The sequence below is a fragment of the Brumimicrobium mesophilum genome, from assembly GCF_003025005.1.
GTDB lineage: Bacteria > Bacteroidota > Bacteroidia > Flavobacteriales_D > Crocinitomicaceae > Brumimicrobium > Brumimicrobium mesophilum.
The window spans coordinates 40,477-64,741 of record NZ_PVSS01000012.1 but is presented as its reverse complement, the minus strand read 5'-3'; the positions used below and the strand labels follow the sequence as shown (position 1 = coordinate 64,741).

Annotated in this window: 19 protein-coding genes and 2 tRNA genes; 6 read left to right on the top strand and 15 right to left on the bottom strand. The window is 34.6% G+C overall.

The genetic code is table 11. The annotated features are described in order from the left end of the window. Positions 1-68 precede the first annotated feature (68 nt). The 8 genes from C6368_RS12865 to C6368_RS12830 all read right to left on the bottom strand — a co-directional run bounded on the left by C6368_RS12865 (position 69) and on the right by C6368_RS12830 (position 6,288). Positions 69-143, bottom strand: a tRNA-Val gene (locus tag C6368_RS12865). A gap of 106 nt (positions 144-249) precedes the next feature. Next, positions 250-324 (bottom strand) — tRNA-Val (locus C6368_RS12860). 93 nt (positions 325-417) lie between these two features. Then, positions 418-1,620, bottom strand: coding sequence for a bifunctional folylpolyglutamate synthase/dihydrofolate synthase (locus C6368_RS12855; RefSeq protein WP_107039628.1), 1,203 nt, complete (start codon positions 1,618-1,620; stop codon positions 418-420). A 2-nt stretch (positions 1,621-1,622) separates the two neighbouring features. Next, a complete protein-coding gene (locus tag C6368_RS12850; protein WP_107039627.1) occupies positions 1,623-2,348 on the bottom strand; it encodes a hypothetical protein in 726 nt (241 codons plus the stop codon). 17 nt (positions 2,349-2,365) lie between these two features. Beyond that, complete coding sequence (locus C6368_RS12845; protein WP_107039626.1) at positions 2,366-2,800, bottom strand: ExbD/TolR family protein; 435 nt, start codon at positions 2,798-2,800, stop codon at positions 2,366-2,368. 11 nt (positions 2,801-2,811) lie between these two features. Next, positions 2,812-3,516 (bottom strand): MotA/TolQ/ExbB proton channel family protein, encoded by a 705-nt coding sequence (locus tag C6368_RS12840; RefSeq protein WP_107039625.1) that lies wholly within the window; start codon positions 3,514-3,516, stop codon positions 2,812-2,814. A 30-nt stretch (positions 3,517-3,546) separates the two neighbouring features. Beyond that, positions 3,547-4,926 carry a sodium:proton antiporter NhaD gene (gene nhaD, locus C6368_RS12835; RefSeq protein WP_107039624.1) on the bottom strand — a complete coding sequence of 460 codons (1,380 nt, stop codon included), beginning with the start codon at positions 4,924-4,926 and terminating at the stop codon, positions 3,547-3,549. 291 nt (positions 4,927-5,217) lie between these two features. Beyond that, the gene (locus C6368_RS12830) at positions 5,218-6,288 is read right to left on the bottom strand and encodes an anhydro-N-acetylmuramic acid kinase (RefSeq protein WP_107039623.1); all 1,071 of its coding nucleotides are present in this window, start codon (positions 6,286-6,288) and stop codon (positions 5,218-5,220) included. A gap of 151 nt (positions 6,289-6,439) precedes the next feature. On the opposite strand from C6368_RS12830, the gene C6368_RS12825 reads away from it, so the two are divergent. The 5 genes from C6368_RS12825 to crtD all read left to right on the top strand — a co-directional run bounded on the left by C6368_RS12825 (position 6,440) and on the right by crtD (position 13,718). Continuing rightward, positions 6,440-7,582, top strand: coding sequence for an acyl-CoA dehydrogenase (locus C6368_RS12825; RefSeq protein ID WP_107039622.1), 1,143 nt, complete (start codon positions 6,440-6,442; stop codon positions 7,580-7,582). Between the two features lie 210 nt (positions 7,583-7,792). Then, positions 7,793-8,344, top strand: coding sequence for a cob(I)yrinic acid a,c-diamide adenosyltransferase (locus tag C6368_RS12820; RefSeq protein ID WP_107039621.1), 552 nt, complete (start codon positions 7,793-7,795; stop codon positions 8,342-8,344). A 121-nt stretch (positions 8,345-8,465) separates the two neighbouring features. Then, positions 8,466-8,687 carry a DUF2795 domain-containing protein gene (locus C6368_RS12815; RefSeq protein WP_107039620.1) on the top strand — a complete coding sequence of 74 codons (222 nt, stop codon included), beginning with the start codon at positions 8,466-8,468 and terminating at the stop codon, positions 8,685-8,687. A 177-nt stretch (positions 8,688-8,864) separates the two neighbouring features. Continuing rightward, positions 8,865-12,230, top strand: coding sequence for a preprotein translocase subunit SecA (secA, locus tag C6368_RS12810; protein ID WP_107039619.1), 3,366 nt, complete (start codon positions 8,865-8,867; stop codon positions 12,228-12,230). Positions 12,231-12,239: 9 nt separating this feature from the next. Continuing rightward, positions 12,240-13,718: a 1-hydroxycarotenoid 3,4-desaturase CrtD gene (gene crtD / locus C6368_RS12805; RefSeq protein ID WP_107039618.1), complete on the top strand. Its 1,479-nt coding sequence runs from the start codon at positions 12,240-12,242 to the stop codon at positions 13,716-13,718. A 690-nt stretch (positions 13,719-14,408) separates the two neighbouring features. Here crtD and C6368_RS12800 read toward each other — a convergent pair. Both C6368_RS12800 and folK read right to left on the bottom strand, forming a co-directional pair. Beyond that, positions 14,409-16,112: a tetratricopeptide repeat protein gene (locus C6368_RS12800; protein WP_159038589.1), complete on the bottom strand. Its 1,704-nt coding sequence runs from the start codon at positions 16,110-16,112 to the stop codon at positions 14,409-14,411. Between the two features lie 99 nt (positions 16,113-16,211). Continuing rightward, positions 16,212-16,715 carry a 2-amino-4-hydroxy-6-hydroxymethyldihydropteridine diphosphokinase gene (folK, locus tag C6368_RS12795; protein WP_107039691.1) on the bottom strand — a complete coding sequence of 168 codons (504 nt, stop codon included), beginning with the start codon at positions 16,713-16,715 and terminating at the stop codon, positions 16,212-16,214. 137 nt (positions 16,716-16,852) lie between these two features. On the opposite strand from folK, the gene sppA reads away from it, so the two are divergent. Then, positions 16,853-18,631 (top strand): signal peptide peptidase SppA, encoded by a 1,779-nt coding sequence (sppA, locus tag C6368_RS12790; RefSeq protein ID WP_107039616.1) that lies wholly within the window; start codon positions 16,853-16,855, stop codon positions 18,629-18,631. Between the two features lie 506 nt (positions 18,632-19,137). Here sppA and gldD read toward each other — a convergent pair. From gldD to C6368_RS12765, 5 genes are all read right to left on the bottom strand, one after another. Further along, entirely contained in the window at positions 19,138-19,704 is a 567-nt protein-coding gene (gene gldD / locus C6368_RS12785; protein WP_107039615.1) for a gliding motility lipoprotein GldD, read from the bottom strand. 6 nt (positions 19,705-19,710) lie between these two features. Beyond that, on the bottom strand, positions 19,711-21,045 hold the full coding sequence (gene gldE / locus C6368_RS12780) for a gliding motility-associated protein GldE (RefSeq protein ID WP_107039614.1): 1,335 nt from the start codon (positions 21,043-21,045) through the stop codon (positions 19,711-19,713). 12 nt (positions 21,046-21,057) lie between these two features. Next, complete coding sequence (locus tag C6368_RS12775) at positions 21,058-21,510, bottom strand: single-stranded DNA-binding protein (protein ID WP_107039613.1); 453 nt, start codon at positions 21,508-21,510, stop codon at positions 21,058-21,060. Between the two features lie 204 nt (positions 21,511-21,714). Next, positions 21,715-22,536 (bottom strand): hypothetical protein, encoded by an 822-nt coding sequence (locus tag C6368_RS12770; protein ID WP_159038588.1) that lies wholly within the window; start codon positions 22,534-22,536, stop codon positions 21,715-21,717. 257 nt (positions 22,537-22,793) lie between these two features. Next, positions 22,794-24,203 (bottom strand): T9SS type A sorting domain-containing protein, encoded by a 1,410-nt coding sequence (locus C6368_RS12765; RefSeq protein ID WP_107039611.1) that lies wholly within the window; start codon positions 24,201-24,203, stop codon positions 22,794-22,796. Between the last annotated feature and the right edge of the window lie 62 nt (positions 24,204-24,265).

Sequence of the window (24,265 nt, the reverse complement as noted above, 5' to 3'; positions counted from 1 at the left end):
GAGAGGGATGCGCTAAACTAAATGAGCTAAAAAACAAAAAGCTTCACATTTCTGTGAAGCTTTTTTTGTGGGCCCTACTGGATTCGAACCAGTGACCCCCTGCTTGTAAGGCAGGTGCTCTAAACCAACTGAGCTAAGGGCCCAATTTATTTTAATGAGGTATTGGAAACCTCTCAACAAATGCAACTATTAAAATAATAAGGGTTTTAAGTAAACTTAAATTAAAATCTATAAAACAGATTTTCTAAGTGGGCCCTACTGGATTCGAACCAGTGACCCCCTGCTTGTAAGGCAGGTGCTCTAAACCAACTGAGCTAAGGGCCCTTTTTATTTCAATAATGAGATTTCGTTAAATCTCGTTGCGGGTGCAAATATAAGTACAAAATTCAAATCTGAGCAGTTTTTATTAAAAAATAATTAAATAATTTCTTCTAAAAGAAAAAAGCTACCAAACACAATCAACATACCATTTTCATTATCAACAACTTTAGCATCAGAAAATGCTTTCTTGGCATCAGAAAAATATGTCACATTTAATTGATTTAATTTCTCATTGGTTTTAAAATATTGAATTCTCATCGTCCTTTGACTTTTAAATTCTGTAATGTAATATTCCCAAGTATCAGGAAACAAATTGGCGATTTCAAATAAATCTTTGTCATTTGATGCTCCATATAAAACACGGACATTTTTATCACTGTATCTTTTTTGAACATCAAGAATAAATCTTTGTATACCCATTGGATTGTGAGCAGCATCTAAAATAATCAGAGGATGTTTACTGTATACCTGATTTCTTCCATACAAACCTGTATTCTCATATAAACTAGAAATCGCTAATGATTTTATTCCTTCCAAATTTGTATTGGCCTCCAATAGAAAATCAATAGCTTTGAATGCTAATCTTTTATTCACTTCAAAAGTATTTTCTCCTAAATGCTCAGGTAGAAAAATAATTGGCGCCATTTTCACATCAGCGGCTTCAATAAAAACATGTGATATCTCATCATCACTTTCACCAATAATTACAGGAACTCTTTCTTTTATGATTCCCGCTTTTTCAAAAGCTATCTTTTCTCTCGTATCCCCAAGAATTGCAACATGGTCTAGTCCTATATTCGTTATTACGGATAATTCTGGTTTAATTACATTCGTAGCATCCAAACGACCTCCTAAACCAGTCTCTACAACAACAATATCACATTCTTGCTCATAGAAATACGCCAAAGCCATAACCCATGTCATTTCAAAAAATGATGGTGAAAAATCGAAATCTGTATTTTGTATGCGATTGATGTAATCAACAACCTTACTTTCGGAAATCATTTGACCATTTACACGAATTCTTTCTCGGAAATCTTTAATATGCGGTGAAGTAAACAATCCTACGTTCTTTCCTGCTGAAGTTAGACCACTTGCAATTACAGAACAAGTTGTTCCTTTTCCATTTGTTCCTGCGACATGAACAAATTTCATATCATCAATGGGCACACCAAAAAATTGAATTAATGATAAAGTATTATCTAATGTTGGTTTATAGGCCGAAGCTCCAACTTTTTGAAAAACCGGAAATTGATTGAATAACCAATCAACTTTTTCATTGTAAACGGAAGATTTCATGATTATCCTGGTTGAACAGTAACGGTATAAAATGCTATCTCATCTCTAGCGCCAGGCTTTTCTTTGTATCGAACTTCGCGCTTAGCAAAACCAATAACCTCGTCAATCAACCGTTGATTAGTAGCGGTTGTTTGGTTACGAATAACATCAGCTCTCATTACTTTTCCTTGAGAATCAACTGTTAATTTTAACGCAATTCTACAAACTTCATCATTCGGAGTTTTAGGTTTAGAAGTGATATTTGAGATACGAACACGGTCTCCCGCCATTCCAGTCCCTGGATCTCCATCACCACTTCCAGGACCATCATCCGATCCAAAACCTGTTCCCGTTCCGCTTGTACCAGAACCACCAGAACCATTTCCAGAGAATGGACTAGAAGGTTTTTCAGGCTCGCTTGGTTTTGTTGCTGGAGTTTTTGATGATCCGCTTCCTGTTGGTGTCGTTACTGGTGATTTCTCCTGAGTTGGCTGTTCTTTCGGTTGTTCTACTGGAGCAGGATCAGGATTTGTTGTTGGACTTGGCGATCCGCCTCCACCATTATTCACTTCAAAGTTTGATATTCCATTGTCTTCCATTACGATCGGAATGGAAACCGTTACCTTTGGGGGATCAGGTTCACTGTACTTAATAAAGAAAAGTAGGAATAGCGTAACGGCTAGAAACGCTATGGCAGCGATAATTCCATTACGATTATCCGATTCTCTTACTATAGGTACTTGTGACATAACTATTCATTCAATTATTAATCATAAGCCAATACTGGCTTCCACCCTTTCGTTTTAGATAATGCTAGAATTTGGAAAACAGCTTCATAACTTGCTTTTCTTGCTCCAGCAATCTTTACTTTCATTTCTGGTGTTTTTTCAACTTCTAAAATTAAAAACTCACGTATTTCTTCATAACTAACTCCATCAGTTTTCACCCCATAAGGATTTGTTGACTCGCTTGCATCACTCAGCATTATTTGATACAAATCATCTTCAGTAATTACCACTGTTGTAGTGGTATTTTCCATAGAAGTATCCATGGTTTCAGAAGGCTGTGGCAACTCAACTGGTGTGTTTTTCTCTGACATTGTACTCATTATAATAAAGAATACAAGCAATAAGAATACCAAATCGGTCATGGAGGCCATACCGCCTTCAATTTTTATTTTATTTTGTGTACCAAATCCCATAATTCAATTTATTACTTTGAAGGTTTATGGAGAATATCCATGAACTCCATTGCGTCATTTTCCATTCGGTAAACAACCTTAGAAATTTGTGTTACCAAATAGTTGTAACCCATAAATGCAATAATCCCCACAATTAAACCAGCGACAGTTGTAATCATTGCTGTCATAATACCTGGAGCAATTGTTCCTAAATCTAATGAATCAAGATTTTTCATATCATTAAATACCTGAACCATCCCAATTGTTGTACCAAGGAAACCGATCATTGGAGCTGCTCCTGCTGCTGTTGCTAAAAAACTTAAACGTTGTTCAAGTCTTGAAATTTCTAACTTTCCTGTATTATCAATTGTTGAAGAAACAATATCAACTGGCTTACCCAATCTGTCTATTCCTTTTTCCAACATTCTAGCTGAAGGAGAATCTGTACGAGCACATAAGTTTTTCGCATCATCAATTTTCCCATCTGAAAGATATCTTTTAACCTCAGATAAAAAATTTGGATTTTTCTTTGAAGCTCTTTTTAAAGCTAATAAACGCTCTACAAAAACGTAAACCGCATAAATCGACATTAACGCCAACGACACAAGGATAACCAATCCCATAATACTGCTTCCAGCATCTGCAACTGCTTCCCAAATAGCAACTTCTTTGTATCCTTCCTCAGCCCCTACTCCTGTAGAGTCTTGAACAACCTGTAGTAAAAATGAACCTTTCATAGTTTCAATAACGAATTAAATTAAATTTTGTTACAACGCTCTTTCTAATAAATAAAATCCTGCCCCCCCTAAATAACCTATCAATGCCAACCAAGAGATATTTTTCAAATACCAAAAGAACGAAATTTTTTCCATTCCCATAGCAACTACACCTGCAGCAGAACCAATAATCAACATAGAACCGCCAGTTCCTGCTGAATAAGCAATAAACTGCCAAATGTGATCATCAATTGGCGCATTAAACATCCCCATACTTGCTGCTACTAATGGTACATTGTCTATTACGGCAGAACCAGCACCAAGCAACATCACAAACACATCATCATGCATACTGTTTTGAACTGACTGCCCGAAGTTAAACACTAAACCTAAGGACTCCAAAGCTGCAACTGTCATCAAAATACCCAAAAAGAAGAGTATCGATGGCATTTCTATCTTAGTTAACGCCCTAAAGGTAGGACTTTCGTGATGTTCAGCCGGCTTTTCAGCAATTTTATCAGAATTTTTACCATTATTAACATTTCCAACATACGTCATTTTGAATTGTCTTACACTGATTGTTTCCGCAAACAAAGCAACAACTCCAAGCGATAGCATCATTCCAACGTATGGTGGAAGATGAAAAATTGTTTTAAAAATCGGAACGAAAACAATCATAGCTAACCCCAAATAAAGCATCATCGAAGCTTTTGAATTGGTTACTCCGTCTTCTTCTGGCAGTTCAAAGTTCCCCTGAAATGGCTTCATAAAACTAGCAATGAGTGTTGGAATTATCATACAGATCAATGAAGGAATTAATAAAAACTCCATCAATTTTAATGCAGTAACTTTATTACCCATCCACAACATTGTCGTGGTAACATCACCAATTGGAGACCAAGCTCCTCCGGCATTCGCACAAATAACAATAAGTCCTGCAAACCAAATACGGTCTTCTGAATTACTTAAAAGTTTACGGAGAATGGTAATCAGTACTATGGTAGCAGTTAAATTATCAATAATCGCGGAAAGAACGAAAGCTAAAAAAGCGACTATCCACAAAAGTGTTCGTTTTTTGTTGGTTTTAATGAAACCTTTTATTGCCGAAAATCCATGAAAATGGTCAATAATTTCAACAATAGTCATTGCACCAATCAAGAAAATTAAGATCTCAGATGTTTTTCCAAAATGATGAAGTAGTGTTTCTTCCATCAAGTGCATTCTTTCATCATTACCCATCCCGGTAATATCCAAAAGTTGGTGTCCCGCAGAATCGAACCACATTGTAAAATCATCCAAACCTAGAGAAACACCCGCCCATGCAAATGCCATCATTAATAAAGAAGGTACCAACTTATCCACTTTTAAGCTGTGCTCTAACGTTATTCCGAGATAACCTAAAATGAAGACAAAAACAATAAATAATTCCATAATAAATAGTGTTTACCTTTTTAAAAATCTTTTAAATTGCTTTAATAAAAAGGGTTTGTTTTTTAAAAAAATATTAATGTAATGTTAAAAATCACATTGCAAAATTCACCAATTAGGCAATGTTTTCTATTGACTATCTTAGTATTTTAAAAATCAAAAAAGAGTAAAGTTTGTCAACCTGAATTTATGAATACTTAATTTCATTCTTAATCCTTTTATACTTGAGTTAGAATTTCCTGACGGCAAAAATAAAAACAATTTTAGTTAAAACTTCACTCCTTATTAATTTATTCATGGTCGAATAACAATCCCAGAAGAAGAATCTCGGTTTGAACCTGTTACAGACGACCAGACATTGATTTTACCTTGCCATTTCAAAAGGCCTAGAAATGCAAAACCTATTGCTTCCTTAAAATCAATTATATTTTCATCTGGAACAATGATTTTTCCTTGAGTATAATATTGAATTCTTTCAATTAAAAATTTATTCTTAGTACCTCCACCAGTTACTAAAGTAGATTTAGAATTCGAACTATTTATCGCATCTCCAATCTGAATTCCTATATGCTCATACAAAGTTCTAATCTTATCTTTCAATGAAAGTTCAATTTTCAATAAGGGATGAATCTGATCTACTACCCATTCCCACCCCAAAGATTTCGGACCTTCTTCATTATAAAAGGATAATGCATTCAAACTATCTAGTAAGCCCTTGTGAACACTGCCTCCCTTTCCAAAATCACCATGCTCATCATACTCCTTGCCTAACTCCCCCATTAACTCATTGACCACTATATTTACCGGGCAAATATCATAGGAGAAAACTTGACCACTTTTCATGAAAGAGAAATTACTGAATCCTCCAAGATTTAAAAAAGTATCAGCGTAACTATTGAAAAGTAAATGATCAGCAACTGGAATTAAAGGTGCTCCATTACCACCCAACGCAACATCTTTAGACCGAAAATCTACAACTGTGGGCAAATTAGTATGAACAGCCAACTCAGGACCATTACCAATTTGAAGCGTATAACCTATTTTAGGTTGATGAAATATTGTTTGTCCATGGCTCGCAATAAAATCAATTTCTGATTTATTAATATTGAATTCCAATAGAAAATCGTTGACTTTATCAGCATAAAATCTACCTAAATCGATACTTAATTTAATTAATTCATAAGAAGGAGTCTCCACAGCCGATTTCAATTTAGAGAGCAAAACTTTATCATAAGAAAAAATTGAAGCATGATTTAATTTAAATTTCCATTCTTCCGTATCTAACAATTCAAATGTAACATCTGCCACATCCAACCCATCTAAAGAAGTTCCTGACATCAACCCAATTACACGAAAACTTTTCATTTCTATTAAACTTTATAGTGTGAAATTTGAATAATTAAGCTAATTTTGCGACTTCAATATTAAGTATATAAATTTAGAAATCATTGATCTAAAGACTTCAAAATTTCAATAATTGCAAGCTTTAAAATCAATATTAATATAAAGAACAGGTATGAATTTCGAATTATCAGAAGAACAATTAGCAGTGCGTGATGCAGCAAGGGACTTTGCACAAAACGTATTAAAAGAAGGAGTTATTGCAAGAGATAACGAGCAACGCTTCCCTAAAGAGGAAATCAAGCAACTTGGTGAACTTGGATTCATGGGGATGATGGTTGACCCTAAGTACGGTGGTGGTGGAATGGACACCATTTCTTATGTTTTAGCGATGGAGGAAATCTCTAAAGTTGACGCTTCTGTATCTGTTTGTATGTCTGTAAATAACTCATTAGTTTGTTGGGGACTTGAGACTTTTGGTAACGAAGAACAAAAACAAAAATATTTAGTTCCTCTTGCTTCAGGTGAGAAAATTGGAGCATTCTGCCTTTCTGAGCCAGAAGCAGGTTCTGATGCAACATCTCAACGCACAACAGCAATTGATAAAGGAGACCACTACCTTTTAAATGGAACAAAAAACTGGATCACAAACGGATCTACAGCTTCTACTTACATCGTAATTGCTCAAACTGATGCTGAAAAAGGTCACAAAGGAATCAATGCATTCATCATTGAACGAGGAATGGAAGGTTTCGAAGTTGGAGCTAAAGAAGACAAGTTAGGAATTCGTGGAAGTGATACACATACATTATTGTTCACTGACGTAAAAGTTCCTAAAGAAAACAGAATTGGAGAAGATGGATTCGGATTCAAATTCGCAATGAAAACACTTTCAGGAGGAAGAATCGGTATCGCTGCTCAAGCATTAGGTATCGCTGCTGGAGGAATGGATTTAGCGGTTGCTTATTCGAAAGAACGTAAAGCATTCGGTAAAGAAATTCACAAACACCAAGCCATTGCATTCAAAATTGCAGATATGGCTACAGCTGTTGAAACTGCTAGATTGATGGTTCATAAAGCGGCATGGGAAAAAGATAATGGTCTTAACTATGACCAATCTGGAGCGATGGCAAAACTATACGCTTCATCTGTAGCGATGGAACAAACTGTAGAAGCAGTTCAAATTCATGGTGGATATGGATTCGTTAAAGAATACCACGTCGAAAGATTAATGCGTGATGCAAAAATCACTCAAATCTATGAAGGAACTTCTGAAATTCAGAAAATCGTTATATCAAGAGGTGTTTTGGGAGCATAGACTTCTCACCTTTCTAAATAACTTTAAAGCCCAAACAGATTGTTTGGGCTTTTTTATTTTTAGAATTCCATGCAAAGAGTTGTAGTATGGAAGGTTAGCAAACCGTTCCTGCTCAATATTTTCACTTTAATTGTGCTAATACAATTGGTGATTGGAAAAGATTTTAATTATATTCATTTTTCGAAAATAAAAAGACAAAAAACAATATAGATGAAAGTATATACCAAAACAGGAGACGAAGGAAAAACATCATTAATTGGTGGAAAACGAGTTTCTAAAAACGACATTAGAATTGATAGCTATGGAACCGTTGATGAACTAAATTCGTGGATAGGATTACTGAGAGATCATGAAGAAATGCCAAAAAACCAATTTGATCAACTTATAGAAATACAAGATCGTTTATTTACTATCGGCTCTTTATTGGCAACCCAGCCTAATGGAACAAAAATGAAACTACCATTGATTTATGAAGGAGATATTGAATTCCTTGAAGAATCAATTGATAAAATGAATGAAGACTTGCCAGAAATGCGCCACTTTGTTCTTCCAGGAGGAAAACCTATTCTTTCTCATTGCCATATTGCTAGATGTGTGTGCAGAAGAGCGGAAAGATTGACCGTTGGATTGGAAGACAATAGCGATCAATTTAAAATAGCTGTGAAATATTTGAACAGATTGAGTGATTACTTGTTTGTACTTTCAAGAAAAGTTGCCAACGATTTAAAAATTGAAGAAATCCAATGGAAACCAAGAGTTTAAGGAGTTAATAGACTTTTAATCTGTGAAAGTTAAAATACTATTTGGATTTTCAAAAATTAAAATTACTTTTGCGCATCGATTCAGATGTATATAGAATTAACATTATAAAAAACAACATAATATGTATTGGACATTAGAATTAGCTTCCTACTTAGAAGATGCACCATGGCCAGCAGCCAAAGACGAGTTAATTGACTTTGCTATCCGTAACGGTGCACCATTAGAAGTGGTTGAAAATTTACAAGGTATAGAGGATGAAGGAGAAATTTATGAAAATATCGAAGATATTTGGCCAGATTATCCTTCGAAAGAGGACTTCTTCTTCAATGAAGATGAATACTAAACCTTATTGATTCATTAAACCCAGACATTTTTGTCTGGGTTTTTTATTTAACCTAACGTCATATTGTCAGTTATTCACTCATGGAATAATTTATGTTATGACTAACATATTAAAAAATACTACACCCCAATTAAAAGTAATTAGCTTATTTTTGAGGTCTAAATAATAGCATATAAAATGATAGGAGGACTATTAAAAAAATTACTTGGTGACAAATCGGTTACAGACCGTAAAACCTTTCAGCCAACAATTGATAAAGTAAATGAGATTTTTAACTCAATACAAAACATCAGTGATGATGAATTAAGGGCAAGAACCAAATCATTCCAAGACAAAATAAAAGAAGGAACGGCGGAGATTGAAAAAGAAATCCAATCACTTGAAGACCAAGCCAACAATACCGAAACAGCAGTTTTGGATAAGGAGAATATTTTTGAGAAAATAGACAAACTTACTGAAGAAGTTGATACAAAAATTGAAGAGATCTTAAAAGATTTGATGCCAGATGCATTTGCAACAATCAAAGAAACTTCAAGACGTTGGGCAGAAAACAAAGAAATAATCGTTACGGCTACCGACTATGACCGCGAAATGGCTAAAAAGCATGACGGTTTAGTAATTGATGGCGATAAAGCGATTTGGAAAAACAAATGGACTGCAGCAGGAACAGATGTTGAATGGAACATGGTTCATTACGATGTGCAAATCATGGGTGGTGCAGTTCTTCATGGTGGAAATATTGCAGAGATGCAAACGGGTGAAGGGAAAACTTTAGTCGCTACTTTACCCGTTTATTTAAATGCATTAGCGGGGAAAGGTGTTCATCTTGTAACAGTGAACGACTACCTATCTCGTCGAGATAGTGAATGGATGGGACCACTTTATCAATTCCACGGTTTATCCGTAGATTGTATCGACAAACACAAGCCAAACTCAGAATCAAGAAGAGAAGCTTACAAATCGGATATTACATTTGGAACGAATAATGAATTTGGTTTTGACTATTTACGTGACAACATGTCAAGTGACATAGAAAGTTTGGTTCAAAGAAAACACCATTATGCAATTATTGATGAGGTCGATTCAGTATTAATTGATGATGCAAGAACTCCTTTGATTATTTCTGGACCCACTCCAAAAGGAGACCAACAAGAATATGTAGCATTAAAACCATTAATCGAAAAAGTTGTTAGTGCTCAAAGAGCTTATATTAATAAAGTCCTTGCAGAGGCTAAAAAGGATTTAGCGGCTATAAATCAGCCAAGTGAAGATAAGAAAGAACAAAGAAGGTTACTGGATGAAGGTGGACAAAAACTACTGCGTGCATTCCGTGGACTTCCAAAAAATAAAGCATTAATAAAATTCCTTTCTGAACCTGGTGTAAAAGCACACCTTCAAAAGACTGAGAATTTTTACATGGCTGAGCAAAATAAGCAAATGCCATTTATCGATAACGAATTATTTTTCGTGATTGATGAAAAAAATAACACCATCGACCTTACTGATAAAGGAATTGATTTAATGTCTGGACAAAATGATCCTAACTTTTACATCATGCCAGATATCGGAACAGAATTAGCAAAACTTGACAATGAAGATTTGGCTGAAGATGTATTAGCAGAGAAGAAAAACGAATTAATTCGTGATTATTCTGTAAAATCTGAACGTATCCACAGTATCAATCAACTTTTAAAGGCTTATACTTTATTTGAAAAAGAAGTTGAGTATGTAATTGCTGATGATAAAGTGAAAATTGTTGATGAATCAACCGGTCGTATCATGGAAGGTCGTCGTTATTCTGATGGACTTCACCAAGCAATTGAAGCTAAAGAGAATGTAAAAGTTGAAGCGGCAACGCAAACTTACGCAAGTGTTTCTCTACAAAATTATTTTAGAATGTACCACAAATTGTCAGGAATGACAGGTACAGCAGAAACTGAAGCAAAAGAATTTTGGGATATATACGAATTAGATGTTGTAGTTATCCCTACGAATAGACCGCTAGCCCGTAAGGATTTAGAGGACATGGTTTATAAAACTGGTCGTGAAAAATACCAAGCAGTTATTACTGAGGTTGAGAGGTTAGTTGCTGATGGACGTCCAGTTCTTGTTGGTACAACTACAGTTGAGATCTCTGAATTATTGAGTCGAATGTTACAAATGAAAGGCATTAAACACAATGTCTTGAACGCGAAACAACACCAAAAAGAATCTGAAATTGTTGCCGAAGCCGGTACTACTGGAACGGTAACAATTGCAACGAATATGGCTGGTCGTGGTACCGACATTAAATTGCGCGATGAGGTGAAAAAAGCGGGTGGTTTGGCAATTGTAGGTACTGAACGTCATGATTCTCGTCGAGTTGATAGACAATTACGTGGTCGTGCCGGTCGTCAAGGTGATCCAGGATCTTCTCAATTCTTTGTTTCTTTAGAAGATGATTTGATGCGTAAGTTCGGTTCTGAACGTATTGCTAAATTAATGGACCGTATGGGCTTGAAAGAAGGTGAAGTTATTCAACACAGAATGATTTCTAAATCTATCGAGCGTGCACAGAAAAAAGTAGAGGAAAACAACTTCGGTAACCGTAAGCATTTATTAGAATATGATGACGTAATGAATGCACAGCGTAAAGCAGTGTACAGAAAACGTAAAAATGCACTTTATGGAGATCGTTTAGATTTAGATATTGCCAATATGTACTATGACACTATTGAATTTATAGTAAGCAAGTACAATGGAAAAGATGACTTCAAAGATTTCGAATTAGAATTATTACGTGTTGTGGGAATCCAATCTCCAATTACACCTGAACAATTCAATAGTCAAAATCAAACGGATACTATCAACGCAGTTTACAATGCTGCATTGGACCGTTATGATGCAAAAAACAAAAAGATAGCTCAATTGGTTTTCGAAAATGTGAAACCACATTACGAAAATGAAGAAAATTGGATGCGACACATGCGTGTTCCAATTACTGATGGCAATAGAGGAATTGAAGTTTCAACAACTATTAAAGATGCATTTGATACTGAAGGTAACTCTATCATTCGTCAATTTGAAAAGGCTATAGTTTTAGGTTTAATTGACAATGAATGGAAAGAGCACCTTCGTGAAATGGATGATTTGAAACAATCTGTTCAACAGGCACGCCATGAGCAAAAAGATCCATTATTGGTATACAAATTGGAATCTTTCAATCTTTTTAAAGACATGATTGACCGTTTGAATCAAGATACCGTAGAGTTCTTGGTAAAAGGAGCTATTCCAGTTCAACAAGCACCGGCATCTGTTCAAAACAATGCAGCAAAGCAAAATGACAATTATGCTCAAGCGCAAGTGAATGAGAACAAACAACCACAGACTAGCGGAAATCAACAGAAGTTTGAAGGAAGTCAAGGTTACGATCAAGCAATGGCCAATTCTCAACGTCAAAGTGCGCCAAAACAACAACCAGTTGTTGCTGAAAAAACTGTAGGTAGAAATGATCCATGCCCTTGTGGAAGTGGTAAGAAATTCAAGCAATGTCACGGTAAATAATTTTCCAAAGTGGCAAAAGTTGCAATAATTGGAGCTGGTGTTGGTGGCCTAGCTAGTGCAATTCGATTTGCGAACGCTGGACACCAAGTAACAGTATTCGAAGCAAATTCTCATCCCGGAGGAAAGATTAACACTCTTTCCTTGGGAGAATTTCGCTGGGATATGGGCCCATCAGTTTTAACTGCTCCACAATACATAAAAGATTTGTATAAATTATGTGGAAAAGACTTTGCTGAATTTGAATACAATAAATTAGACACCACCTTCAATTATTTTTTTAATGATCACACCCGATTTTCTTTACCTGCTAATCAGGAAAAAATGTTGGATGTTTTTGAACAAGAATTGGGTGAAGACAGAGAAGTTGTAAGAAAGTATTTGAAAAAAGCTGGTGAAAATTACAACCACATCGCTCCTTTATTTATCGAAAAGTCATTACATCGATTTAAGCACCTGATTAACGCCAAATTATTCAAAGCCCTGGCAAGACTCCCAAAGTACAGATTAAACTCTACAATGAATGAAGAAAACCTTTCTACATTCAAAAATGAGAAGACAATCCAATTATTTAATCGTTACGCTACATATAACGGCTCTAGTCCTTTTAAATCTCCTGCGATGTTGAACATGATTCAACATTTAGAATTGAATGACGGTATATTTTTACCTAAAAATGGGATGGTACAAATCCCACTTTGCTTATATGATTTAGCAAAAGACCAAGGTGCTGTTTTTCGTTTCAACGAAAGGGTTCTATCCATTGAAACTCAAAACAATAAAGTTAGAGCAATAAAAACCGATCAAAGAACAGAGGTTTTTGATGTTGTGGTTTCTAACATGGATGTGAGCTACACTTATGACAGGTTACTTTCAAATGAAATTCCTAAACCTAAGAAAACTTTAAATCAAGAGCTGTCTTCGTCAACAATCGTATTTTACTGGGGAATTAATGGCACATTTCCAGAGTTAGATGTTCACAACATGTTTTTTGCTTCAAATTACAAGGACGAATTCAGACATATTTTTGAGTCCAAAACACTGAATAACGATCCATCCATTTATCTTCACATTACTTCTAAAATGAAGAAAGAAGATGCTCCAGAAGGCAAAGAGAACTGGTTTGTGATGATTAACACTCCCAACATTGAAAACCAAGACTGGGAAAAACTAATACAACAATGCAAAGAGGATTCATTAAAAAAATTAAGTAAACTTTTAAATAGGGATATTAAGTCATTAATTGAAGAAGAATTCGTGATTGATCCCGTCTATTTAGAAAAAACCTATTCAGCAGCAAAAGGTTCTATTTATGGTAATGCTTCTAATAATAAATACGCAGCATTTTATCGTCACCCAAACTTCAGCAAAAAAATCGCTGGTCTCTATTTTACAGGAGTGACTGTGCATCCAGGAGGAGGAATTCCTTTAGCGCTTAACAGTGCCAAAATAGCATTTGAATGCTACGAGGAGGATGTAAAAAAAGCGTAGTGCTGTCCTACCCTATTTGAACAAATTTCTAAATCCTTCAAACTCAAATTCAGGTACTAAGTATAATTTGATTCAATACTTCATAAATTGTGCTTTGAACCTTCCAAAAACAAAAGCACTTCCCATTTAATATCTTAAAACTGATGATTAACAAGAGATCAAGATAAATCTTGTTTTTCAAATTTACTTATTAAGTTAATAAATAAAAATGCCAAACGGTAACTTTACCCCTAAATAGATTGACTAGCTCCAAAGGAGCGCCATGTTATTTACCAAGACCAAAGTCCGAACCTATAAAAATATAGTCCATCTATGACTAAAATTTGTAAGCCACTAGTAACAATGGACAAACGACTACTCATCAGAATTTATTTTTCCTGTAAAAAAACATATTAAATAAATATGACCATTCCGAAAAACTTTAGGGATAATGAAGATGATAGGCATTTAAATGAATTATGACTACTTCATTCTAAGTAGTAATCAGTCTAAATTCAAAATTGAAATTTTGAAAAAAATGAATCATCAGTACAACTTAATGTCAGTTAAGCATATTAGGTAATCCTGAAACCGTTCATAAACTATTTGATTATCCAATACCACATATAAAAACTGAGCTACCTAAAAGTACTAAACAAAAAAAAGGCTCATCTTACGATGAACCTTTTTCAAAATAAATATTGCGTTTTACTATTTAACTACAGCCATAAATGCTGCGTTTTCATGGTAATCAATAAACTCACGGTCTCTAGCAGCTTTAGCTTTAAGAGAAGAATCTTGAGCAATTGCAGCGCTTAAGTTTTTGTTTACTTCTGCGATATTGTCTTGACGAGAAGCGATGATTGCTTTCAAGTAATAACCTTTAGCAGTTTTAGCCTCTTCAGAGTTTTCGATTGTAGTTTTTGCACCACTATCGTTTTTATTTAACAATTGAGCTAATGCTTTGTTGTAAGTATCTTCACTTCCGAAGTTAGAAACAGCAGCATCATATTTACCATCTTGGATAGCTAAAATACCTTTGTTGTAAGATACTTCATCACCAGCTCCATTTGCTTCACCTAAAAGATCTTTAGCTTTTTGACGCTCACCTTTAGCTCCAGCAATTGCAGCTAAGTTATTTTTAGAGATAATATTCTCCTCAATAGCATTTGCTTTTTCAAACTGAGTTTTTGCTTCAGCCATTTTGTTTTGCATGTAGTAAACTCCACCAACGTTGTTTGCTCCACGGTAATCTTCAGGGAACATACGCTCAGCTTCTTTATATAAACGTAATTTTTCGTTCATATCATCAGTCAATGTTGCTGTAAAAAGAACTTCTTCAACAGTCATTGTATCGATGTTAGATTTTGAAAGTGCAGTTAATTCTTCATCAGTGTATCCTGTCAAATCGAAATCTACAACAATTTCAGAACGACGTTGTGCTGGGAAGATATTTTTGTCTAAGTATAAATATGTACTTAAATCACGAATTGCTTGCTCACGAGAAGAAGCAGTTTGTTGCATTTCAAGAATTCTTAAGATACGGTCTTTATCACCTTCATCCATTTCAGATGCCTTTAAAGCTTTTTTGAAACCTTCGAAATCCTCTCCTTTTCCAACTGTAGAATAACTAGCGTCTTTTTGACCTGCTTCGTTAGCTACATTCTTCTTAGCTGCCATTTCCATAGTCGTTTCCTTTGCCGACTTAGCACGATTTTCTGAAAGTGTATTATTTTTAGTTTCTTCACCCTCGATAGAAGCAAATGCCGTAATGTTTATAGCATTAATTTTAATCTTTGGATTTTTCTGTGCTCTAATCATGAATGCTTCAAGATCTTTCATGTCTTGATCAACTTTTTCACCAGAACGAACAACTGGACTACCTTTTAAGTAGTTAATTTCAGCAATTTGCTTTTCTTGAGTAACTCTCTTGAATGCATCTTTTGCCATGATAACGCGGAAATCTTTATCAACCAAGTAAGGAGTGATAATAGTTGCATCAGCAATCTTTCCTTCATCAATATAACCTTTTGCTTTTCCTTTTTTGAAAACTTCACCTGTCAATTTCAATTCAGAAACCTCAAGATCTGGAGTATAAGCAACTATATCTTCATAGACTACTTTCCCTCCCGGCTTATAAGGAATCACTGCTCCATTGGCAGTAGCTTTTTCTCCAACAATAGTTACTGGTTTAAGTGGTTTATCACCCAACATAGGAACGATTTCAGCATAAGCGTTTTTCTTAATCCCTTTTTCAGGTACCATAACGTCTATTCTCACTTTAACACTATCATTGTGCATTTCAAGCGGAGAGGGAACAACAGTATATTCCACATCTCTAACTATATCACAGCTTGTCGCCATTAAACCAGCTGCAGCAACAAATGCTATACTTTTGATTCCTTTTTTCTTCATTATCATAATTTTTATTTCTTTCCTTGTAATTGTTTGCAATAATAATAATTATTTCCACCACAAAAAAGTAGTTTATAGTAATAATTTTAATGTTAATGTTTAATCCTCATACAATACGACCTTATTTTCAACGTTACAAATCATAAGTAAATGCTTTGTGGTTACACCCTTTAAAGGATCAATAAAGACAGGTAATAACTCAGCTAAAGGCTTGACAACAAACAACCTATCGTAAATTAACGGATGAGGAATTTTCAGTCTTTCAGTATCTAAAATCAGATCATTATAATATAAAATATCAAGATCAATAACCCGTGATTCGTAAAAATTATTTTTACTTTTTTTAACTCTTCCTAGTTTCAATTCAATCAATTGCGTTAATTCTAAAACCCTATGAGGAGCCAAATTAGTGCTAAAGGAAACACAACAATTCAAAAACAAATTATTTGAATCAAAACCCCATGGTTCAGTTTGATATATTGATGAAGATTTAACATTACAATCGAAAACCCTTTCTAACTCTAAAATAGCTTCTCTTAAATTGTTTTTTCTATCACCTATATTACTCCCAATACTTAAAACAACAATATTCTCTTTTACCATTTTACTCATTTTCTTAACCTACCAAATCAAAACCATTCCACTTATACCTTTTGATTTGGAAATTGAATATCATTTTTTGTACTTTGTAAAGTACAAATGTTCAACGCAATAAATTATATTACAAATAAAAGTAAATTATGACAAACAAAAAAGTTTCATTCTGGCGCATATTCTGGCCAAGTTTAATATCTGGAATCCTTATTCTGGTGTTAATAACTGTGCTTTTTATGGGAGCAATTGGCTCATTAATGAATAGCAAACCTGTTTATACAGTTGAAGACAAAACAATCCTACATCTTCAACTAAATGGACAAATTGGAGAAATTAGCAAAAATGACCTTAGTTATTCTAGTTTTGGTATCGTCAATAAAACAGGTTTGGCAGATTTAATATTTGGATTTGAAAAAGCTGCCAAGGACGATAGAATAAAAGGAGTCTTTATTGAGTTGAACGGCGCAAACTGTGGTTATAGCGCAGCAACCGAAATAAGAAATGCAATCAAAAGATTTGAAAAAGAATCTGGTAAATTTGTTGTAGCTTATCACAGTGGAGAAGTTGTAAGTTTAAAACAATATTACATAGCATCGGCAGCAAGTGAAAATTATGGTTTTCACTCCACAATGTTTGAATTCTTAGGTTTAGGAGCAGAATTAATGTTCTACAAAGGAATGTTTGATAAACTTGATTTAGAAATGCAAGTAATCAGAGGTTCAAACAACGACTTTAAAAGCGCTGTTGAACCTTATTTCTTAACTGAGATGAGCGATTCTAGCAGATTACAATTACAAACTTACCTCGACAATATTTGGTTGGCAGTTAAAACAAATATTAGTAATGACAGAAAAATTTCGATGACTGAATTAGAAAGAATTGCAGACAGCAGCCTGGTTAGAAGAGTTGAACACGCAGTAGAATACAAACTGCTTGATGGTTTAAAATACAGAGATGAAGTGATTCAACTTATAGCAGATAAAATTAAAGTAGAAAAAACGGAAGACCTCATCTTGAAAAGTTTTGAAAAATATGCTCAAAAGAAATTCGAAGACAATCAAAACATGGCACATGTAAAAAAAGCAAATGTTGCAGTAATTATTGCTGAAGGAGCTGTAATTGTTGAAGGTGAAGGCTTGGCAAGTAAAAATATCACTAAACTTCTTAAAGACGCTAGAAAAGATGATGATATTAAAACAATCGTTTTCAGAATCAATTCTCCTGGAGGAAGTGCTTTAGCAAGTGATGAAATTTGGAGAGAAGTAAAATTGGCCAATGAAAAGAAAAAAGTAATTGTTTCTATGGGAGACGTTGCTGCATCAGGAGGTTATTACATTGCAGCTCCAGCAAGTAAAATATTCGCAGAAGAGACAACAATTACCGGTTCAATAGGTGTTTTTGGTGTAATTCCTTTCACTGGGAAAATGCTGGAAAACAAATTGGGATTATCATTTGATAGAGTGAGCACAAATAAACATGCGGTTTTAAGTACAAACCAAAAGCTAACAGATAAAGAAAGAAGTTTAGTTCAAAACGAAGTGGATCACATTTACTCTTCATTCCTAAATGTAGTAGCCGAAGGAAGAGGCATGACTGTTGAACAAGTAAATACTGTTGCAAGAGGTCGTGTTTGGACAGGAAAAGATGCTCTACGTGTTGGATTAATTGATACAATTGGCGGAATTAAAGACGCCATTGCCTACGCTGCAAAGGAGGCTGGCATAAAAGAACCATTAGTTCGCTATTATCCTAAAGTTGAAACAGAAGCATGGATAGAATTACTTGAATCCTTTGAGGGAGAAAACGGAAATACAACTAACACAACCGTAATCCCCGAGGAGTTGACTGAAATGTATTCACGCATTAAACAAATTGAACAGATGTCAGGTATCCAGGCGAGATTGCCTTATGAAATCATTTGGTAGAATTTTCGAACTAATTCAACATTCGAATTTTAAAGAGGAAGGGAAACCTTCCTCTTTTTTTGTATAAAAAAAGACATTTATGAGAGTAGAAAAGTTTTACAGTAGAATAATCTAGTGGATTAGCTTCTTTTTTTTGGGGGGAGCCTATTTCCGCCTACTCCTCCAATTTACCTTATTGAATTGCTATATTGATTCTGGCAGAAGAAAGAGCTTCCAGAGTCGCTTTCCCTATGTTATCAACATGCAATCAATTACAGTAAAATTTCCGTATTCGTCGGGGCTTAGGGTAAAATACTTCGAAAATGGACCTATGAATTAAATATAGTAAATTATTGGCCCACTAAGATAAGTCGTACCTCATATAGATGAGATTCATTCGTTTTGCAATCATAGGATGAAAGTAAGTTATGAGATGGGTGCGGATAATTCAGTTTAAGCTTATCTCAATGAAATTGATAATTTTGATGGTGACTGCAAAAGGTTAGCGCGCTAGCAAATCGCAATCCCTAATCCCACTCCAATGTATTCATGAATTCATAAAGATCATGCTTTACAAATTCCAAAGTTGGAAGAATAGAATCATAATTAGGTCGTGAATTAAAGTACACTACTCCACTTAAAAAACGAGAAGTACTATCTGTTAGATAAAACTGAAAAGGAGAAGCAACATTACCTTGTAATTCAAACAAAGTTCCAAAAACTTTAGCTTCATTTCTAATAAAAGAAGTATCAAGAATTGCCGTAGCCATAACTTTATGTTCACCTACCTTATCTATTGAGTAATTCACATAAGCGCTTAAACTTGTATCCATATCTAATCTACTTAAATGAAGCATACCATTCAATGTTGACAATTCAATATCTCTGTTGCAAGTAGAACCCGAAACATCTTTTACTTCAAAATAACTTGGTTTATTGAAAGCGTATCCACAGCTGTCAATGTACTTTTCATAGGTACGCTCTGGCAAATTCAATTCTAAGAACGTAGAAGGTTTTGGAACATAAGTTTCTTGATCATTGCATGAAGCAAGTAATATTAACCCCAATAAAGCAAAACCAAAATTCTTCAACATACCACTTTACAATTTAATGATTTTAACCATCTTCACCCTTTTCTTATCGGAAGATTCAACTACAAATTTGAAGTTTTCAAAAATATATTTTTCGTTGTTATTCAAAATTCTACCAGATTGTTCAACTAGAAAACCACTAATTGAATCCGATTCACCTTTTTCTTCTTCAAAAGCTTTACCATCAATTTCCAAAACTTTATACATATCTACCAACGAAGTTTTACCTTCAAAAAGATAAGTTGATTCGTCTATTTTGGTGTAAACAATATCTTCATCATCAAATTCATCAGTAATTTCACCAATTATTTCCTCAAGCACATCTTCTAAGGTTACTACTCCTGAAGAACCTCCATACTCATCAACTACAACAGCCATATGCATCTTCTTCTCCTGAAATTCTTTTAGCAAATCATCAATCTTTTTATTCTCTGGAACAAAAAACGGTTGACGAATAATTTGATTCCATGCAAAATCAGAAGGTGCATTCAAGTGCTTCAACAAATCTTTAACGAATAGAATTCCTGTAACATTATCAAAAGTTCCTCTAAAAACTGGAATCCTAGAGTATCCTGAATTAAGAATCACCTGCATCAGTTGTTCGTAAGAATTCTCTTCATTGACCGCAATCGTGTCAACCCTAGAGCGCATAACTTGGCGCACATCAGTATTTCCAAAATTCACAATTCCTTCTAAAATTCGGTGTTCATCTGCTGTCGTATGTTCCTCACGTGTTAAAGCTATTGCGTTCTCTAAATCATCAGTTGAAACATCAATTTGACGCTTTCGTGCATATTTTAAAATAACATCTGTTCCATTCACTAGGAAAATTCGTAACCAAGAAAAAGGTGGTATTTTACCTAATGTATTCAAAGGAGACGACATCAATTTCACAAGTTGCAAACTATTCTTGTTGGCATAAACTTTAGGAATTACTTCTCCAATCAACAACAATACAAATGTAATTCCCCCAATTTCAATTGTAGTCCTCAGATAATCAACACCTACAAAATCAGGGTTAACAGGATAAATTTGAGCAAATATATAACTCGCTATAATAACGATAGCAACATTCACGAAATTATTCACGATCAATATAGTGGCCAACAATTCTCTGGGATTATTCAACAATCTTAATGAGGTTTCAGAACTTGGAATATTCGACTCTCGAATCCCTTCTTTGTCTTCTGGCGACAAAGAAAAGAAAGCAACCTCTGAACCAGAGACCAATGCTGATGCGGCCAACAATAAAATAAGAACTAATATTGAAATCCAAAAATTCACCCCAAAGTCGGATGAGGAAATAGAAAGTAGAATAAAACTGAAGGGGTCTGTATCGTCCATTAAACTTATGCTTTAAAATGGTAAATCGTCATCATCATCTTCAGACAATCCTCCGCTCATCGGCTTAGGTTTTTCTGGTGTATTTCCAGTATTGAAATCAGGTTGGCTTGGACTGTTTGCATTTTCATTTTTACCTGACAACATTGTCATATTATCTGCAACAACTTCTGTAGTATATTTTGTAGCACCGGCTTCATCTTGCCACGATCGGGTTTTCAACTTCCCTTCAACATAAACTTTTTGACCTTTCGTTACATACTTTTCTACAACTTCGGCAAGGCCTCTCCAAACTACGATATTGTGCCAATCCGTAATATTCACACGCTCACCAGTTGTTCTATCATTATAACTTTCGGATGTAGCCATAGGAAAACGAGCTAATTTCGTCCCATTTTCTAAAGTTCTAATCTCGGGATCTTTCCCTAAATTACCAATTAATATAACTTTGTTTACGCTTCCTGCCATAATGCAAAAGTAAAAAAATATTCACTTAAATATACATACAATATTCGTAAAAATTTAATAATGTATAAATTAGGGTTGAATTGCAATGGAACGCTTTATTTATTGTGGATTTGTAAATTGGAAAGATAGTTCAATAGCCCCTAAAATTGAATCTAAATTTTTACATCTAAAAATAATGAGGTATTTTAATGAATTACATTCAACCTAAAGCGCGATATAGGTTTGTCTTAATTTCCAACTTCCGCCATTCAATTCAATCAACCTACCTTTTACCAAAAGGAACTTCAAATCATTAAATTTTAGCCAACTTTTATTAGCCAATGCAAAATTTATCTTCTCATTTTCAGACAGATTTCGAGATATTAACATCAGCGTATCATTTTTGTTATTCCATAACCCTTCTGAAAAAAATGAACTCTTTCGTTTGTTTGCTGAAAATTGGAATGTTCTGTCCTCATTTAAAATCAATTTCATTTTAAAACGGTCCTTATTCCGTCCTTGATAATTGCCAAAGAACAATATTGTTTTTCTATCAGGGGGCTCAATATTCATCAACGTATACATCCTATCGTTAAATATCTTGATAAATCTTGAGATTCTGGAGGCGTCAGTACACGTGTGGCAGAATTTTAAATCAATAATCTTTATATTATTTAAGTAAAGTGTATCTATCATTTCATCTGGACAACCAGAATAACCTCCAACTGGGCTAATTAAAATTCTTTTTCCCTCTTGATAGAGAGCTGTTGCAATTTGACTAATTCGTTTGTCCAACCATTGCCTGTCATGTTCGGATAATTCAAGCTCCTCTCTATATCCACTATAAGCTTGGATCACTCCTATTGAATTTAACGTGGAATAAGGCAATTTACTCTCTAGATCATGAATTGAGTCAGGTTTTAGATTTATCGGTACATAATTCACTAAATCGTAATACTGTTGTTTTTGAAAATTAGTCGAATCAGAATCTTGAGCAAGCACTAATGTGCCAATAATGAAACTTAGTATGAAAATGGCATTTTTCAAATGATGAACTGGTTTTTATTTACGTAATTTAGGAATTTTCTTAATATTTAATATTTCACTTTCAGTACAACAATCCCTAAAAAAACTAAACCTTCGAAAAAGACTCTAAAGATTAGCTTTCTCTGAATCAATAAGTTTGTCGTGCTGAATATCGTTTCTGCTCTCAAATGAAAAAATATTATCAGGGCATGCTAAAACTAAAAATTCTAGAATGAATATTAAGCATCTCATTTTGCTATATTCTAAACAATTAAATCTTATTCAATCACTATCTTTTGTTGCCAAACACCACCATTGCTTCGCTTAAAAACTATGACATAAACCCCTGAATGAAATCTACTCGTATTAATTTTAGTTTCACCTTCGTAATTTCGCAAACTCTGATTAATAATACTTCTTCCTGAAATATCATAAATCTCTAACTCTGCATCGGAAGAAGACAATTCGTATTGAACCGTAATAATGTCTTTAGCTGGATTCGGAAAAACGCTAAAAATCTCATCCACTTTTTCATTTCCATCTAACCCTAATTCAGTTAGATCAACACAAATACCATCGGTCATGACCGGAGAAAGAATAAAAGTTGCACCAAAACTTTCACCATTTCCATATTCTCCATATTGATTTCTTCCTCCCCAATACCAAATTGTACCGTCTGATTTGGTAGCCATAATAGCATTTGCAAAGCCAGCATTTACAGTTTCCCAATTGTTTTCTGTTCCAATTTGATAAGGTACAAATCTATTTATATCAGTTCCATCCCCTAATCGTCCAAAAGAATTTATTCCCCAAACCCATAAAGTACCATCTTCCTTAATCGCATAAGATGTATTTCCGCCAGCAGAAAACCATGACCATTTATCTGTAGAAATTTGTTGAGGGGTATTGGTTTCAGTGGGCGAACCTCCAACACCTAAACCAGCTCCTCCTCCCCATGACCACAAAGTACCATCGGATTTTTGCGCCAATACATGTTGTAATCCAATACTCATTTTAACCCAATCGGTTGTTGTACCTATTTGGGTTGGCTCGAGAACTAAGTTAGTGCTGCTGCTGGCTTCAATGACTGAAGAAATATTAGATCCCCACCCCCAAATAGTACCATTCGATTTTAATGCAAAAGAAGTTCTGTGAAATCCTGCAGCACTTACCCAATCGGTATCCGAACCTATCTGAATAGGAAATAATTGATCAGCCGTATTTGGTGAATTACCCATCTGATTGTAATCGTTACGACCCCAAGCCCACAACGTTCCATCAGTTTTTATCGCCAGAGTAAAATCAGAATTTGGATAAACATCCATCCAGTTTGTAGCGGTTCCCACTTGCTGAAATGAATGAAATTGCTGTGTAGCAGAATTCACCCCTAAAGATCCATATTGATTACTTCCAGCCCCCCAAAGTGTGCCATCTTTAATAGCAAAAGTGTTCAATTTCCCAGCTTTTACAACATCCCAATCAGTCTCTGTACCTACTTGGATTGGATTAGGTTCAACAATTGTTATGGTTTCCAAATTTCCATAAGCAGCCGCCCCCCAACCCCAGAGAGTCCCGTCAGACTTCTGCCCAAGGGTGTGCATCCCACCAAAGGTTAAAGTTTCCAGGCATTGTGCAGACGAAATTAGAGAAAAAAGTATTAGAAATTTTAAGAGTAGTAACTTTTTCATAAGAATTGATTTTAAATAGCTTTAGTTTTATCTATAGCTAATCGTTATTAATTGTAGTATTA

Bases quoted from the DNA above. Each gene is read 5' to 3' on its own strand.
- C6368_RS12855 (WP_107039628.1), bottom strand. From the start codon at position 1,620: ATGAAATCTTCCGTTTACAATGAAAAAGTTGATTGGTTATTCAATCAA.
- C6368_RS12850 (WP_107039627.1), bottom strand. From the start codon at position 2,348: ATGTCACAAGTACCTATAGTAAGAGAATCGGATAATCGTAATGGAATT.
- C6368_RS12845 (WP_107039626.1), bottom strand. From the start codon at position 2,800: ATGGGATTTGGTACACAAAATAAAATAAAAATTGAAGGCGGTATGGCC.
- C6368_RS12840 (WP_107039625.1), bottom strand. From the start codon at position 3,516: ATGAAAGGTTCATTTTTACTACAGGTTGTTCAAGACTCTACAGGAGTA.
- nhaD (WP_107039624.1), bottom strand. From the start codon at position 4,926: ATGGAATTATTTATTGTTTTTGTCTTCATTTTAGGTTATCTCGGAATA.
- C6368_RS12830 (WP_107039623.1), bottom strand. From the start codon at position 6,288: ATGAAAAGTTTTCGTGTAATTGGGTTGATGTCAGGAACTTCTTTAGAT.
- C6368_RS12825 (WP_107039622.1), top strand. From the start codon at position 6,440: ATGAATTTCGAATTATCAGAAGAACAATTAGCAGTGCGTGATGCAGCA.
- C6368_RS12820 (WP_107039621.1), top strand. From the start codon at position 7,793: ATGAAAGTATATACCAAAACAGGAGACGAAGGAAAAACATCATTAATT.
- C6368_RS12815 (WP_107039620.1), top strand. From the start codon at position 8,466: ATGTATTGGACATTAGAATTAGCTTCCTACTTAGAAGATGCACCATGG.
- secA (WP_107039619.1), top strand. From the start codon at position 8,865: ATGATAGGAGGACTATTAAAAAAATTACTTGGTGACAAATCGGTTACA.
- C6368_RS12800 (WP_159038589.1), bottom strand. From the start codon at position 16,112: ATGAAGAAAAAAGGAATCAAAAGTATAGCATTTGTTGCTGCAGCTGGT.
- folK (WP_107039691.1), bottom strand. From the start codon at position 16,715: ATGGTAAAAGAGAATATTGTTGTTTTAAGTATTGGGAGTAATATAGGT.
- sppA (WP_107039616.1), top strand. From the start codon at position 16,853: ATGACAAACAAAAAAGTTTCATTCTGGCGCATATTCTGGCCAAGTTTA.
- gldD (WP_107039615.1), bottom strand. From the start codon at position 19,704: ATGTTGAAGAATTTTGGTTTTGCTTTATTGGGGTTAATATTACTTGCT.
- gldE (WP_107039614.1), bottom strand. From the start codon at position 21,045: ATGGACGATACAGACCCCTTCAGTTTTATTCTACTTTCTATTTCCTCA.
- C6368_RS12775 (WP_107039613.1), bottom strand. From the start codon at position 21,510: ATGGCAGGAAGCGTAAACAAAGTTATATTAATTGGTAATTTAGGGAAA.
- C6368_RS12765 (WP_107039611.1), bottom strand. From the start codon at position 24,203: ATGAAAAAGTTACTACTCTTAAAATTTCTAATACTTTTTTCTCTAATT.